The sequence below is a fragment of the Rathayibacter sp. AY1H2 genome, from assembly GCF_002931985.1.
Classification (GTDB): domain Bacteria; phylum Actinomycetota; class Actinomycetes; order Actinomycetales; family Microbacteriaceae; genus Rathayibacter.
Map to the genome: position 1 here is coordinate 1 of NZ_PSUV01000013.1, position 14,490 is coordinate 14,490.

Consider the following 14,490-nt stretch of genomic DNA (forward strand, 5'->3'; position numbering starts at 1 on the left):
GGAAGACAGGACTAAAGACTGTCGGAGCTGACCGGTACTAATAAGCCGATAACTTGATAATCACTACACTCATACCGTTGTAAAGGCTGGTAGGAGTGGTCAGAGATTGCTTGCGTCCACTTTGTGGTTCCCAGAAGACGGGCACCCCGCATCCTCCTTCGGGAGGAGCGGAACAATTGAATACACGCACGGCGTGTAACCCAGATTTGACCATGTGCCCTCGGGTGCGTGTGTCGCCAGGGTTACGGCGGCCATAGCGAGAGGGAAACGCCCGGTCACATTCCGAACCCGGAAGCTAAGACTCTCAGCGCCGATGGTACTGCAGGGGGGACCCTGTGGGAGAGTAGGACACCGCCGGACACCATTCACGATGGCCACCCAGAAATGGGTGGCCATCGCTGTTTAACCGGTCGGTCTCTGTTCGAGGACGAACAGGGCCGGCCGGAGCGACGATGACCGTCGTCGCCCGACTCCGGAACGAGGAGCAGCGATGACTCAGCACGACCCGACGTCCTCTCCGGAATCGAGGCCGCTCCAGAACGGCTTCGACGTCGTGGAGGAACACGTCCTGTCAGACGAGCTCCTCCGGATCGAGCAGACTGCGCTCGACAAGAGGGCGGCCGGATACGTCCAGCTGCAGGAGCAGCTGCGCATCCGACTCGAGAACGCCGACCGCGACCGATGACCGAAGACTCGCGACTCGACTCGGCTCTCGCCGAACGGGGCATCGCCCGGTCCCGCACCCATGCCGCTCGGATGATCGCCGACGGTCTGGTGACGGTGGACGGCGTCCCTGCACTGAAGCCCTCGATCCGCGTCCGCGACGATCAGGACGTCGCGGTCGCCGGCCTCGACCACTACGTCAGCCGGGCCGCCCACAAGCTGCTCGCCGCCCTCGACACCTTCGCGACGGTGCGAGTCGCCGGCCGGAACGCTCTCGACGTCGGGGCGTCGACGGGCGGGTTCTCGCAGGTCCTGCTCGAGCGCGGCGCCGCCTCGGTGATCGCCCTCGACGTCGGGCACGCGCAGCTCGCTCCCCGGATCCGGTCCGACGATCGCGTCCACGTGGTGGAGGGGTTCAATGCGCGGGATCTCACCGCCGCCCGGCTCGCCGAAGCCGCCAGGACCGAGATCGTCCCGGACCTGGTCGTGTCCGACGTGTCCTTCATCTCCCTGCGGATGGTTCTGCCTCCCGTCGCCGCCTCCGTGGATCCGCTCGCCGACTTCGTGGTGCTGGTGAAGCCGCAGTTCGAGGTCGGCCGCTTGGGAGTGCGGGAGGGGATCGTCCGGGATCCGGAGCTGCGTCGCGAGGCCCTCTCGGACGTCCTGTGGTCGGCGTGGGACCTGGGGCTCGGCGTCGTCGGGCTGGCCGAGTCGCCACTCCCGGGGGGCGCTGGGAATCGCGAGTATCTGGCGCACCTCCACCGCGACCGCGGAACGATTCCGACAGAATGGAGGGACGCGGTCACCGCGCTCACCACCGGATGACGCGATCGTGTCCGCCGCTGTCGACCGACCAGAAGGACACACCCTCGATGCAGTCCCCTCGTGACGAGCGCAACATCCTCGTCGTCGCCCACACCGGACGGACGGACTCCCTCGATGCGGCGGTCCTCGTCGTCGAGCGCCTCCGGAACTCCGGCGCCCACCCCGTCCTCTGCGCCGACGACAAGGGCGACATCGTCGCGGTCGCTCCGGATCTGAGCGACGTCGCCGTGCTCGGGTCCGACGTCCCGCTCGAGTCCATCGAGCTCGTGTTCGTGCTCGGCGGGGACGGGACCATCCTCCGCGCAGCGGAGATCGTCCGGTCCGGGACGGCCCCTCTGCTCGGCGTGAACCTCGGCCACGTCGGGTTCCTCGCGGAGAGCGAGCGGGACGATCTCGACGACGCCGTCGCTCGCGCACTCGACGGCGACTACGCGGTCGAGGAGCGGATGACCCTGCAGGTGCGCGTCAAGATCGACGAGGCCGTCGTCTACGAGACCTGGGCGCTCAACGAGGCGACCGTCGAGAAGGGCAGCCGCGAGCGGATGCTCGAGGTCATGGTGGGCGTCGACGGACGTCCGCTGTCGAGCTTCGGCTGCGACGGCATCGTCGTGTCCACTCCGACCGGTTCCACCGCTTACGCCTTCTCCGGGGGCGGCCCCGTCGTGTGGCCGACCGTCGAGGCGATGCTCCTCGTTCCGCTCAGTGCCCATGCCCTCTTCGCGCGGCCCCTCGTCGTGGGCCCGTCGTCGAGCCTCGCCGTCGAGGTCAAGGAGAGGACCGACGGCGTCGGCGTCCTCTGGGCCGACGGCCGGCGCGCCTACGAGCTGCCGCCGGGAGCGCGCGTCGTCTACCGGCGCTCGCCCGTGCCCGTGCGCTTCGCACGCCTGCACGACGCCCCCTTCACCGATCGACTCGTGCACAAGTTCGGTCTCCCCATCCGCGGATGGCGGGGGTCGGCGGAGACGGAGTAAGGCCCGATGCTCGAAGAGCTGCAGATCCGCGACCTCGGAGTGATCGCCGAGGCGACGCTCCCGCTCGGACCGGGCTTCACCGCGGTCACCGGCGAGACCGGCGCCGGCAAGACGATGGTGGTCACGGCGCTCGGCCTCGTGCTGGGCGCGCGCTCGGACGCGTCCGCGGTGCGCTCAGGAGCGAAGCAGGCCTGGGTGTCGGGGCGCTGGCTGGTCCCCGAGGAGGGCCCGGTCGCCGAGCGCGTCCACGACGCCGGCGGCGATCTCGACGGCCCGGAGCTGCTCCTCGCGCGGTCCGTCTCGGCGGAGGGACGCGGGCGAGCCGTCGTCGGCGGCCGGAGCGCACCGGTCAGCGTGCTGAGCGAGCTCGCCGATCAGCTGGTCGTCGTGCACGGGCAGTCGGACCAGATCCGCCTCCGCTCCGCCGCGGCGCAGCGCGAGGCGCTCGACCGGTTCGGCGGACCCGGTCTCGCCGACGCCCTCCGCGACTACGCGAGCGCCTTCGAGCGTTGGCGGGCCAACCGGGAGGAGCTCGACTCGCTCACCGAGGCCCGGGAGACGCGCGCCCGCGAAGCCGAACGGCTCCGCTCCGCCCTCGCCGAGATCGAGGTGGTCGCCCCCCAGCGCGGGGAGGACGTCGAGCTCGCGGCGCAGTCCGCCCGGCTCGGGAGCATCGAGCAGCTCCGGCTCGCCGCCGGCGAGGCCCGCGAGGCGATCTCGTCCGAGGAGCTGGACGGGCGGGACGCGCTCGGGCTCCTCGAGACGGCGCGGCGCGTGCTGGAGCGGGCGGCCGAGCACGACGCCGCGCTGCAGCCGACGGTCCAGACGCTCGGCGAGGCGGCGGTGCTCCTCGTCGACGCCGCCGGAGGGCTCTCCTCGTACCTGGCGGAGCTCGACCTCGACGGCGCGCACGACCTGGAGCTGATCGAGAACCGTCGGGCGGAGCTGTCCCTGCTCGCCCGCACCTACGGACCGACGCTGGACGACGTGCTCGACCTGGTGGACTCCTCCGGACTCCGCCTGCTCGAGCTCGACGGCGACGACGAGAGGATCGCGGCTCTCGAGGCCGACACCGCGGCCGACGCGGACCTCGTCGACCGCCTCGCGACCCGGCTGACCGAGCTGCGGACCGCGGCGGCCGCCGAGCTGGGGGAGCGGGTCAGCGACGAGCTCACCGCGCTGGCCATGGCGGATGCGCGCCTGCACGTGAAGGTGACGGCCGCGGGGGAGCCGAGCATCCACGGGCGCGACTCCGTCGAGATGCTGCTCCAGCCGCACACCGGGGCCGCACCCCGGCCCCTCGCCCGCGGAGCCTCGGGCGGCGAGCTCTCGCGGGTGATGCTCGCGATCGAGGTCGTGGTCGCCGCCAACGACCCCGTGCCGACGTTCGTCTTCGACGAGGTCGACGCGGGGGTCGGCGGAGCAGCGGCGATCGAGATCGGCCGACGGCTCGCGCGGCTCGCCGAGACCTCGCAGGTCATCGTGGTGACACACCTCGCGCAGGTCGCCGCATTCGCCACGAACCACCTCCGCGTCGAGAAGGGCTCGGACGGCGCGGTGACCTCGAGCGCCGTGACGCAGCTCGACTCCGAGGAGCGGGTGTCCGAGATGGCGCGCCTGCTCTCGGGGCTCACCGACTCCGCCAACGCTCTCGCTCATGCGCGGGAGCTCCTCGAATCGAGTCGGCGGGGCTGATCGCGAGCGGCCCGGGACGACATCGATCCGTCCCGGGCGGTCCGCCGCCGCCGTTCTGCTGTTACGGTGGAACCCCGTGGTGGACTTTACGAACGCGGGCCTTTCCTCTTCTTCTCCCTCGGATCCCGAGGGCTCCTCCGGGTCCTCGACCCGGAACGCTTCGACGGCCGGGCAGGACGCCCCCTCGAAGATCACGAAGCACATCTTCGTCACCGGCGGTGTCGTCTCCTCGCTCGGCAAGGGACTCACGGCCGCGAGCCTGGGCAACCTGCTGACCGCGCGCGGGCTGCGCGTCGTCATGCAGAAGCTCGACCCGTACCTCAACGTGGACCCGGGGACGATGAACCCGTTCCAGCACGGCGAGGTCTTCGTGACCGACGACGGCGCCGAGACCGATCTCGACATCGGCCACTACGAGCGCTTCCTCGACATCAACCTGAACCAGGCCGCGAACGTCACGACCGGCCAGATCTACTCGAGGGTCATCGCGCGCGAGCGCGCCGGCGAGTACCTCGGCGACACGGTCCAGGTCATCCCGCACATCACGGACGAGATCAAGCGGCGCATGCGCCTCCAGTCGGAGGACGACCCGCAGCCGGACGTCATCATCACCGAGATCGGCGGCACCGTCGGCGACATCGAGAGCCAGCCGTTCATCGAGTCGGCCCGCCAGGTCCGCCACGAGCTCGGCCGCCGCAACGTCTTCTTCGTGCACGTCTCGCTGGTGCCCTTCATGGGCGCCTCCGGCGAGCAGAAGACCAAGCCCACCCAGCACTCCGTCGCGGCGCTGCGCTCGATCGGCATCCAGCCGGACGCCCTGGTGCTGCGGAGCGACCGGCCCGTGTCGGAGTCGAACAAGCGCAAGATCGCGCTGATGTGCGACGTCGACGAGCAGGCCGTGGTCAACGCCAAGGACGTCGCGTCGATCTACGAGATCCCGCAGATGCTCAACGAGCAGGGCCTCGACGCCTACATCATCGACCAGCTGGGCCTCCCGGCCGGCGAGGTCGTCTGGGACGGCTGGTCGCGACTGCTCGAGGCCGTGCACGAGCCCAAGCACGAGGTCACCATCGGCCTGGTCGGGAAGTACATCGACCTGCCCGACGCCTACCTCTCCGTGACGGAGGCTCTGCGAGCCGGCGGCTTCGCGCAGCAGACGAAGGTCGCCATCCGCTGGATCGCCTCCGACGGGCTCGAGGACCCCGAGGCTGCGGCCAAGGCGCTCTCCGAGCTCGACGGCATCTGCGTGCCCGGCGGCTTCGGCATCCGCGGCATCGAGGGCAAGCTCGGCGCGCTGCGCTTCGCGCGGGAGAACGGGATACCGACCCTCGGGCTCTGCCTCGGCCTGCAGTGCATGGTCATCGAGTACGCCCGCAACGAGGCCGGCCTCGAGGGGGCCTCGTCGTCGGAGTTCGACCCGGAGACGGAGTTCCCCGTCATCGCGACGATGGCCGAGCAGGTCGAGATCCTCGCGTCCGGGGACATGGGCGGCACGATGCGCCTCGGCCTCTACACGGCCGAGCTCGCCGAGGGCTCGATCGTCGCCGAGGTGTACGGCGCACCTGAGGCTGCCGAGCGCCACCGTCACCGCTACGAGGTCAACAACCGCTACCGCGACCGGATCGCCGAGGCGGGGCTCTGGTTCTCGGGCCTCTCGCCCGACGGCCACCTCGTGGAGTACGTCGAGCTGCCCCGCGAGAAGCACCCCTACTACGTGGGCACGCAGGCGCACCCGGAGCTCCGCTCGCGCCCGAACGCCGCGCACCCGCTCTTCCGCGGCCTCGTGACCGCCGCCCTCGAGCGCCAGGAGGCCTCGCGCCTCTTCCCGGCATCGGAGGCGGGCGCCGATGAGTGAGCCGCTGTCGGACGAGCTCGTCGAGCCGGAGGTCCTGACCAGTGAGCGCGTCTTCGACGGGATGGTCTGGGGCGTCCGCGCCGAGACGTTCCGCTACGGCGGCGGCGAGCTGCGCCGGGAGTTCCTCGATCACACGGGAGCCGTCGCCGTGCTGGCCCTCGACGACGAGGACCGCGTCGCCCTGATCAAGCAGTACCGGCACCCTGTCCGCACCCGCGAGTGGGAGATCCCGGCCGGCCTGCTCGACGTCGAGGGCGAGGATCCCCTGGTCGCCGCTCAGCGGGAGCTGGGCGAGGAGACGGACCTGCAGGCCGAGCGCTGGGACCTGCTCTCGGAGTTCGCCACCTCGCCGGGCGGCAGCGACGAGGTCATCCGGATCTACCTGGCCCGCGGGCTCTCGTCCACCGGCTCCGCCTTCGACCGCGAGGCGGAGGAGGTGGACATGGAGCTGCGGTGGGTGCCGCTGGACGAGGCGGTCGAGGCGGTCCTCGCCCGCCGGGTGCAGAACCCCTCGCTGACGATCGCGGTGCTCGCGGCGCACGCGTTCCGCTCGCGCGACTGGGACGGGCTGGGCGACGCGTCCTCGCCGTGGACGCGCCACCCGCGGGTCCGCCACCCCCGGGGGTGAGCCCCCGCGCCTGCGCCGAGGCGTACCTCCGGCAGGCGAGCGTGGAGCGCGGGCTCTCGGCGCACACGCTCGCGGCCTACCGGCGCGACCTGGAGCTCTACCTCGGCTGGCTCGAGGAGCGCGGGACCGTCGATCTGGCGCAGCTCGGACGGGTCGACGTGGGGGAGTTCTCCTCCTGGCTGGCCGCACGCCCGGAGCGGCCGCTCGCGGCGAGCTCGCGCGCACGGATCCTCTCGAGCGTCCGAGGGCTGCACCGCTTCGCCCTCGAGGAGGGGGTCGTCGCGGACGACGTTGCCCGGGACGTGATGCCGCCGAAGGTCCCGATGACCCTGCCGAAGGCGGTCACGGTCGAGCAGATGGCGGCACTGCTCGACGCGGCGCGCGGCGAGGAGCTCGCGGACCTGCGGGACCGGGCCCTGCTGGAGCTGCTCTACGCGACGGGCGCGCGCATCTCGGAGGCGGTGGACCTGAACGTCGACGACGTGGTCGCCGCGGAGGTGGTGCGGCTGACGGGCAAGGGGTCCAAGCAGCGGATGGTGCCGCTCGGCCGCTTCGCCCGCGAGGCGGTCGACGAGTACCTCGTGCGTGCGCGGCCCGAGCTCTCGCGGAGGGGACGCGCGACGCCGGCGCTCTTCCTGGGGGTCCGCGGGAGCCGCCTGTCGCGGCAGAGCGCCTGGCTGGTCATCCGCGCCGTCGCCGAGAAGGCCGGGCTGGACCGGGAGATCTCGCCGCACACCTTCCGGCACTCGTTCGCGACCCACCTGCTCGCGGGCGGTGCCGACGTCCGCGTGGTGCAGGAGCTCCTCGGGCACGCCTCGGTGGCGACGACGCAGATCTACACGCTGGTGACGGCGGACACGCTCCGGGACGTCTACACGTCCGCGCACCCGCGAGCGCGGCGCTAGAGCCGCGGCCCCGCGCGGCGGGGCGCGGCGGCCGGGGAGCGGGGCGCCGGTACACTCGTCGGAGGCCGCGCGGGAGCGCACGCCGCCACGGAAGCGAGGACGACGCAGGTGACACGCAAGACGGACGACAAGGCCGAGCTCACCGGTCTCGAAGCCCCGACGCTCGGCCCGACCGGCCGCCCCCTGCGCGACTTCCCGCTGCCGGTGGAGCTCACCGGTCACGGCCCCGCTCGGATCATCTCCCTCTGCAACCAGAAGGGCGGCGTCGGCAAGACGACGACGACCATCAACCTGGGCGCGACCCTCGCCGAGTACGGCCGACGCGTACTGGCCATCGACTTCGACCCGCAGGGCGCCCTCTCGGCCGGCCTCGGGGTCACGACCTACGACGCCATCACGATCTACGACCTGCTCCTCGGCACCGTGAAGGACCCGGCCGAGGCGATCCGGAGGACCCGCGTGCCGGGCCTGGACGTCATCCCGGCCAACATCGACCTCTCCGCCGCCGAGGTCCACCTCGTCAACGAGGTCGCGCGCGAGCAGATCCTCGCCCGGGTGCTCCGCAAGGTGAGCGCGGACTACGACGTCATCCTGATCGACTGCCAGCCCTCGCTGGGCCTGCTCACGGTCAACGCGCTCACCGCGAGCCACGGCGTCCTCATCCCGCTCGAGTGCGAGTTCTTCGCGCTGCGCGGCGTCGCCCTGCTGATCGAGACGATCGACAAGGTCCGCGACCGGCTCAACCCGGTGATCGAGCTCGACGGCATCCTGCCCACGATGTACGACTCCCGCACCCTGCACTCGCGGGAGGTGCTCGACCGGGTGGTCGACGCCTTCGGCGACAGCGTGCTCGAGACGGTGATCGGCCGCACGGTGAAGTTCCCGGACGCCAGCGTGTCCGGCGTCCCGATCACCCAGTTCGCGCCCGAGCACAACGCCGCGAAGGCGTACCGCAAGCTCGCCAGGGAGCTGATCTCGCGTGGCGCGGTCGCCTGAGGTCCTCCTCGAGGAGCGCGCCGCTCCCACCGGGTTCCACCTCGCGCTGACCAACTTCGAGGGTCCGTTCGACCTCCTGCTGAGCCTCATCGCGAAGCAGCAGGTCGACATCACCGAGATCGCGCTGAGCGCCGTGACGGACGAGTTCCTCTCGTACCTGCACGGGATCGACTCGCTCGAGGGGCTGGACCGCGCGTCGGAGTTCCTCGTCGTCGCCGCGACGCTCCTCGACCTGAAGATCGCCGGACTCCTGCCCCAAGGCGAGCTCGTGGACGCGGAGGACGCGGCGCTGCTGGAGGCGCGAGACCTGCTGTTCGCCCGGCTCCTGCAGTACCGGGCCTTCAAGCAGGTGTCGTCGTGGTTCGCCGAGCGGATCGCGATCGAGACCGCCCGCCACGTGCGCGACGTGCCTCTGGAGGAGGAGTACCGGTCCGCGAAGCCGGAGCTCGTCTGGACCCTGTCGCCCGCCGACTTCGCCGCCCTCGCGACCGTCGCCCTCGCTCCGCGCGAGCTGCCGACGGTGGGCCTGGACCACCTGCACGCCCCGCAGATCAGCATCCGGGAGCAGGCCGCCCACGTCGTGGCGATGCTGCGCGCCCGCGGGAGGGCCACCTTCGGCGAGCTGATCGCGGACGCCGACGAGAAAGGCGTGATCGTCGCGCGCTTCCTGGCCGTGCTCGAGCTCTACCGGCACGCCGCGATCTCGTTCGACCAGCCGGAGCCGCTCGGCGAGCTCACGCTGCGGTGGGTCGCCGAGCAGTGGAGCGATGCGAGCCTCGCCGCGCTCGGAGCCGACTATGACTCCTGACGCCGGCCCCGGGACCGTCGCGTTCGAGATCGACCGGGCGATCGAGGCGATCCTGATGGTCGCGGACGAGCCGCAGCCGCTCGCCTCCCTCGCGACCGCGCTGTCGAGGCCGATCGCCGTGGTCCGCCAGTCGATCGAGCGCCTGGTCGCCGACTACGACGGCGCAGGCGGAGCGATCCGCCGGGGCTTCGAGCTGCGCGAGGTCGGTGCCGGCTGGCGGATCTACGTGCGCCGCGAGTACGACCCGGTGGTCAAGGACTTCGTCCTGACGCAGAACCCGACGCGGCTCTCGCAGGCGGCGCTCGAGACGCTCGCCGTGATCGCCTACAAGCAGCCGGTCTCGCGCGGTCAGGTCGCGCAGATCCGCGCGGTCAACGTCGACTCCGTCGCGCGCACCCTCCTCGGCCGCGGCCTCATCGCGGAGGTCGGCCACGACCCCGAGACGGGCGCGGTCCTCTACGGCACCACCGAGCAGCTGCTCGTGCACCTCGGCCTCACCTCGCTCGACGAGCTGCCGAAGATCTCCCCCCTACTGAGCGACGGAAGAGACGGATTCGATGAGCGCGCCTGACAGCGGCCCCGACGGCGAACGACTGCAGAAGGTCCTCGCGGCAGCGGGGGTCGCCTCCCGACGAGTGGTCGAGGAGATGATCGTGGCGCGGCGGATCCGCGTCAACGGCGAGGTGGCGGACGAGCTCGGCCGCCGCATCGATCCGGCGACCGACCGGATCGAGGTCGACGGGGTCGCGGTGCAGCTGGACACCTCGCGCCGCTACGTCATGCTCAACAAGCCGATCGGCGTCGTCAGCTCGCTGGCGGACGAGAACGGACGCACCGACCTCAGCCACTACACGAAGAACTTCGAGGAGCGGCTGTTCAACGTCGGGCGCCTCGACGCCGAGACCTCGGGCCTGCTCGTGCTGACCAACGACGGCGAGCTCGCCCACGTCCTCGCGCACCCGTCGTTCGGAGTGACGAAGACCTACATCGCGAAGGTGCACGGGCAGGTCCTCCCGCAGACGATCGCGACCCTGACCTCCGGGATCGAGCTCGACGACGGACCGGTGGCCGCCGACAAGGCGCGTCTCCTCGGCCGGCCGGAGGGCCGCTCGAACGCCTCGCTCGTCGAGATCACCCTGCACTCCGGTCGCAACCGGGTCGTCCGCCGGATGATGGCGGCGGTCGGCCACCCGGTGATCGAGCTCGTCCGGCGCCAGTTCGGGCCGCTGCACCTGGGCACCCTGCGCTCGGGCGATCTGCGCGACCTGACCCGGGAGGAGCTGGGCGCGCTGCTCACGATCGCGCGGCAGGGCGGCGAGGCGGTGGCGGCCGCTCCCGCGGTCCCCTCGAAGAAGGCGAGCGCGGGTGCGCGGCGGCCCCGGCCTGACAGCGGCGAGCACGTCGCCCCGGCGGAGCGCGGCTCGGCCGGGCGATCCTCGGATCGCGGCGGATCGTCCGGACGGTCGTCCGACCGCGGCGGCTCGGCGGGACGGTCGTCCGATCGCGGCGGCTCCTCCGCCGGCGGCGGGCGGAGCGACGGTCCTCCGCGCCGGTCCGGCGCCGACAAGCAGCGCCGCGCCGATCGCTAGGCTGTCGGGGTGAACGAGCTCCTGCACCCCGCGCCGCCCGCGATGCGGACGACCGGGACGGTGCGGGTGGTCGGCTCCGGACTGCTCGGCGCCTCCATCGGCCTCGGCCTCGCCTCCCGCGGGATCGACGTCGTCCTCGACGACGCCTCGCCCGCGAGCCTCTCCCTCGCCATCGACTACGGGGCCGGCCGCGCCGCCTCCGCCGACGACCGGCCCTCCGTCGTCGTCGTCTGCGTCCCCCCTGACGTCACCGCGAGCGTCGTCGAGCGCGAGCTCGCGGCGCACCCCGGAGCCGTCGTCACCGACGTGGCGAGCGTCAAGACCCAGCCGCTGCGCGAGCTGCGCTCCCGAGGCGTCGACCTCGCCCGCTACATCGGCTCGCACCCGATGGCCGGCCGCGAGCGCGGCGGACCGGTCGCCGCGCGGGGAGACCTCTTCGTCGGCAGACCCTGGGTGATCTGCCGCGACGGCGAGACCGCGCCCGACGCGCTCGCAAGGGTGGAGGGCCTCGCTCTCGACCTCGGCGGCACCATCGTCGAGATGGACCCGGAGGAGCACGACCTGTCGGTCGGCCTCGTCTCGCACGCCCCGCAGGTGATCTCGTCACTGCTCGGCCAGCGCCTCCTCGACGCCCCGAACGCGGCGCTCCGCCTCGCCGGGCAGGGCGTCCGCGACGTCTCGCGCCTGGCGGCCTCGGACCCCGAGCTCTGGATGCAGATCCTGGCCGCGAACCGCGAGCACGTCGTCGCGGTGCTCGACGCCTTCCGCGACGACGTCGCCGCGGTCGCCGACGCGCTCCGCGACCTCGAGGCGCCCGGCTCGCGCCGCGTGCTCGCCGAGCACCTGGCCGCGGGCAACGCCGGAGTGGCGCGCCTGCCCGGCAAGCACGGCCAGGACCAGCGCTTCTCGACCCTGATCGTCCTCGTCGACGACTCTCCCGGAACCCTCGCGCGGCTCCTGGTGGAGATCGGCGAGGCGGGCGTCAATCTCGAGGACGTGCGCCTCGAGCACGCGCAGGGGCGCCGAGTGGGTCTCGCCGAGATCTCGGTGGTGCCCGAAGCGGTCGCGCCGCTGACCGAAGAACTGACCATACGCGGCTGGAGGATCGCCGGATGAGCACCGAGCAGAACAGGCAGGAGGGCGGCCTGAACAGGATGACGCCCGCCCGCCGGGCACAGCAGAGCATCCCGGAGGACGGGGGCGCGGCTCCCGAGCGCGAGGCGCGCTCCGAGGCCGCCGAGCAGGGCGACTTCGGCGAGGCCGTCGTGGTCGCCATCGACGGCCCGGCCGGCAGCGGCAAGTCCAGCGTGTCGAGGGCTGCCGCCCGCCGCCTCGACTTCGAGTTCCTCGACACGGGAGCGGCCTACCGCGCGCTCGCCTGGCACGGGCTCGACCGCGGCCTCGACTTCGAGGACCAGGACGCGATCGTCGACGCGCTCGACGGCTTCGACTACTCCATCGGCACCGACCCCGAGTCGTACTCGGTGTGGGTCGGTCCGACCGAGGTGACCGCCGCCATCCGCGAGCCCCGGGTGACCGCGCGCGTCTCGGCCGTGGCGAAGGTCCCCGAGGTCCGTCGGAGGATCACACTGCTGTTCCGGAGGATCATCGGCGAGACGCGTCGGGAGGGCATCATCGTCGAGGGCCGCGACATCACGACGGTCGTCGCACCGACCGCTCCGGTCCGGATCCTGCTGACGGCGAGCGAAGAGGCTAGAATGGCCAGGCGTTCGCGCGAGGTCACCACGGAATCCGCCGAGGCGACGGGTCAGGCGCTGCGGTCGAGGGACCGCGCCGACTCGCAGGTGGTCGACTTCATGAACGCCGCAGAAGGAGTCACTCTTCTCGACTCCACTCATCTCGACTTCGAGCAGACCGTCGACGCGGTCGTCGCCGAGGTCCGAACTTCGAGAGCAAGGGCCGGTCATGGCACAGGACACGCACGTCGGTGACGACGAGCTGAACTTCGGAGACGACGACCTCGTCGAGCGCCTCGGCGACCTCGACGAGCAGCTCGCCTCCTCACGCGCGCAGGCGCTCCGCAGCGGACTCGAGGACTACGACCTCGACGAGGAGGACCTCGACCTCCTCGAGTTCGCCGGGGAGGACTCGGACGAGGTCCGTTACCTCCCCGCCCTCCCGGTCGTGGCGATCGTGGGCCGCCCCAACGTCGGCAAGTCCGCGCTGGTGAACCGCATCCTCGGCCGCCGCGAGGCCGTCGTCGAGGACACCCCGGGCGTCACGCGCGACCGCGTGTCCTACAAGGCGGAGTGGATCGACCGGGCGTTCACCATCGTCGACACCGGCGGCTGGGAGCCCGACGCCCGCGGCATCGACGCCTCCGTCGCCATGCAGGCCGAGATCGCCATCGACCTCGCCGACGCCGTCATCTTCGTCGTCGACGCGAACGTGGGCGCGACCGCGACCGACGAGCACGTCGTGAAGCTGCTGCGCAAGACGAAGAAGCCGGTCTTCCTCGCCGCCAACAAGGTGGACGACGCCCGCCAGGAGCCGAACGCCGCCTCGCTGTGGTCGCTCGGCCTGGGCGAGCCCCGCCCCGTCTCGGCGGTCCACGGCCGCGGCGTCGCCGACCTGCTCGACGCGGTGCTCGAGAAGCTCCCTCTGGAGTCGGCCGTCGCCAAGCGCGAGGTCGGCGGACCGCGCCGCGTCGCGATCCTCGGCCGCCCGAACGTCGGCAAGTCCAGCCTGCTCAACAAGGCGGCGGGGGAGGAGCGGGTCGTCGTCAACGAGCTCGCCGGCACCACGCGCGACCCGGTCGACGAGCAGGTCGAGATCGCCGGCAAGGTCTGGCGCTTCGTCGACACCGCGGGCATCCGCCGCCGCGTGCACCTCCAGCAGGGCGCCGACTTCTACGCGTCGCTGCGCACCTCGACCGCGCTCGAGAAGGCCGAGGTCGCCGTCGTCGTCCTCGACGTCTCGCAGCCGATCTCGGAGCAGGACGTCCGCATCATCGACCTGGTGCTGGAGTCGGGCCGGGCGCTCGTGCTCGCCTTCAACAAGTGGGACCTCCTCGACGACGAGCGCCGCCGCTACCTCGAGCGCGAGATCGAGACCGACCTCGCCCACGTGGCGTGGGCGCCCCGCGTCAACATCTCGGCCCGCACCGGCCGCCACCTCGAGAAGCTCGTGCCGGCGCTCGAGCTCGCCCTCGAGTCGTGGGACACGCGCATCCCGACGGGCAAGTTCAACGCGTTCCTCGCCGAGCTCACCGCGGCGCACCCGCACCCCCTCCGCGGAGGCAAGCAGCCCCGCGTGCTCTTCGGCACGCAGGCCTCGTCGCGCCCGCCGACATTCGTCCTCTTCACGACCGGGTTCCTCGACCCGGGCTACCGCCGCTACATCGCGCGCCGCCTGCGCGAGATCTACGGCTTCCAGGGGTCGCCGGTGAACGTCAACATGCGCGTCCGCGAGAAGCGCGCGCGCTGAGCGCAGCCGTACCGTGTCCGGCCCGTGGGAGCTCCTCCCGCGGGCCGTCCGCGTCTCCGGGAGGAGCGGTCGTCGAGTCGAGGGGGCGGATGCTGCTGCCGAGGCGTC

General features: G+C 71.9%; 13 protein-coding genes, 1 rRNA gene and 1 pseudogene. All 15 read left to right on the top strand.

Features of this window, described 5'->3' with window-relative positions; translation table 11 throughout:
• The first annotated feature begins 243 nt into the window (after positions 1-243).
• The 15 genes and pseudogenes from rrf to der all read left to right on the top strand — a co-directional run bounded on the left by rrf (position 244) and on the right by der (position 14,382).
• A 5S ribosomal RNA gene (gene rrf / locus C5C29_RS10550) occupies positions 244-360 on the top strand.
• A gap of 130 nt (positions 361-490) precedes the next feature.
• Positions 491-685 carry a hypothetical protein gene (locus C5C29_RS10555; RefSeq protein WP_104222496.1) on the top strand — a complete coding sequence of 65 codons (195 nt, stop codon included), beginning with the start codon at positions 491-493 and terminating at the stop codon, positions 683-685.
• Positions 682-1,488 carry a TlyA family RNA methyltransferase gene (locus C5C29_RS10560; protein WP_104222497.1) on the top strand — a complete coding sequence of 269 codons (807 nt, stop codon included), beginning with the start codon at positions 682-684 and terminating at the stop codon, positions 1,486-1,488. The genes C5C29_RS10555 and C5C29_RS10560 overlap by 4 nt, the downstream gene beginning before the upstream one ends.
• 47 nt (positions 1,489-1,535) lie before the next feature.
• Positions 1,536-2,459 carry an NAD kinase gene (locus C5C29_RS10565; protein WP_104222498.1) on the top strand — a complete coding sequence of 308 codons (924 nt, stop codon included), beginning with the start codon at positions 1,536-1,538 and terminating at the stop codon, positions 2,457-2,459.
• Between the two features lie 6 nt (positions 2,460-2,465).
• Complete coding sequence (recN, locus tag C5C29_RS10570) at positions 2,466-4,154, top strand: DNA repair protein RecN (RefSeq protein ID WP_104222499.1); 1,689 nt, start codon at positions 2,466-2,468, stop codon at positions 4,152-4,154.
• Between the two features lie 190 nt (positions 4,155-4,344).
• Entirely contained in the window at positions 4,345-6,009 is a 1,665-nt protein-coding gene (locus C5C29_RS10575; RefSeq protein WP_104222604.1) for a CTP synthase, read from the top strand.
• Positions 6,002-6,637, top strand: a complete 636-nt coding sequence (locus C5C29_RS10580; protein ID WP_104308372.1) for an NUDIX hydrolase — start codon at positions 6,002-6,004, stop codon at positions 6,635-6,637. Before C5C29_RS10575 ends, C5C29_RS10580 begins: the two co-directional genes overlap by 8 nt.
• The gene (xerD, locus tag C5C29_RS10585; protein ID WP_104225422.1) at positions 6,634-7,542 is read left to right on the top strand and encodes a site-specific tyrosine recombinase XerD; all 909 of its coding nucleotides are present in this window, start codon (positions 6,634-6,636) and stop codon (positions 7,540-7,542) included. The genes C5C29_RS10580 and xerD overlap by 4 nt, the downstream gene beginning before the upstream one ends.
• A gap of 108 nt (positions 7,543-7,650) precedes the next feature.
• The gene (locus C5C29_RS10590) at positions 7,651-8,538 is read left to right on the top strand and encodes a ParA family protein (protein WP_104222502.1); all 888 of its coding nucleotides are present in this window, start codon (positions 7,651-7,653) and stop codon (positions 8,536-8,538) included.
• A complete protein-coding gene (locus C5C29_RS10595) occupies positions 8,522-9,346 on the top strand; it encodes a ScpA family protein (RefSeq protein WP_104267431.1) in 825 nt (274 codons plus the stop codon). The genes C5C29_RS10590 and C5C29_RS10595 overlap by 17 nt, the downstream gene beginning before the upstream one ends.
• The gene (gene scpB, locus C5C29_RS10600) at positions 9,336-9,917 is read left to right on the top strand and encodes an SMC-Scp complex subunit ScpB (protein ID WP_104308373.1); all 582 of its coding nucleotides are present in this window, start codon (positions 9,336-9,338) and stop codon (positions 9,915-9,917) included. The genes C5C29_RS10595 and scpB overlap by 11 nt, the downstream gene beginning before the upstream one ends.
• Positions 9,904-10,662, top strand: a pseudogene (locus C5C29_RS10605) (pseudouridine synthase); the annotation flags it as partial. The gene scpB and the pseudogene C5C29_RS10605, both read left to right, overlap by 14 nt.
• Positions 10,663-10,977: 315 nt before the next feature.
• Complete coding sequence (locus C5C29_RS10610; protein WP_104308388.1) at positions 10,978-12,051, top strand: prephenate dehydrogenase; 1,074 nt, start codon at positions 10,978-10,980, stop codon at positions 12,049-12,051.
• Positions 12,048-12,887, top strand: coding sequence for a (d)CMP kinase (gene cmk / locus C5C29_RS10615; RefSeq protein ID WP_244229618.1), 840 nt, complete (start codon positions 12,048-12,050; stop codon positions 12,885-12,887). The genes C5C29_RS10610 and cmk overlap by 4 nt, the downstream gene beginning before the upstream one ends.
• A complete protein-coding gene (gene der, locus C5C29_RS10620) occupies positions 12,862-14,382 on the top strand; it encodes a ribosome biogenesis GTPase Der (protein WP_104222506.1) in 1,521 nt (506 codons plus the stop codon). The genes cmk and der overlap by 26 nt, the downstream gene beginning before the upstream one ends.
• The last annotated feature ends 108 nt before the right edge of the window (positions 14,383-14,490 follow it).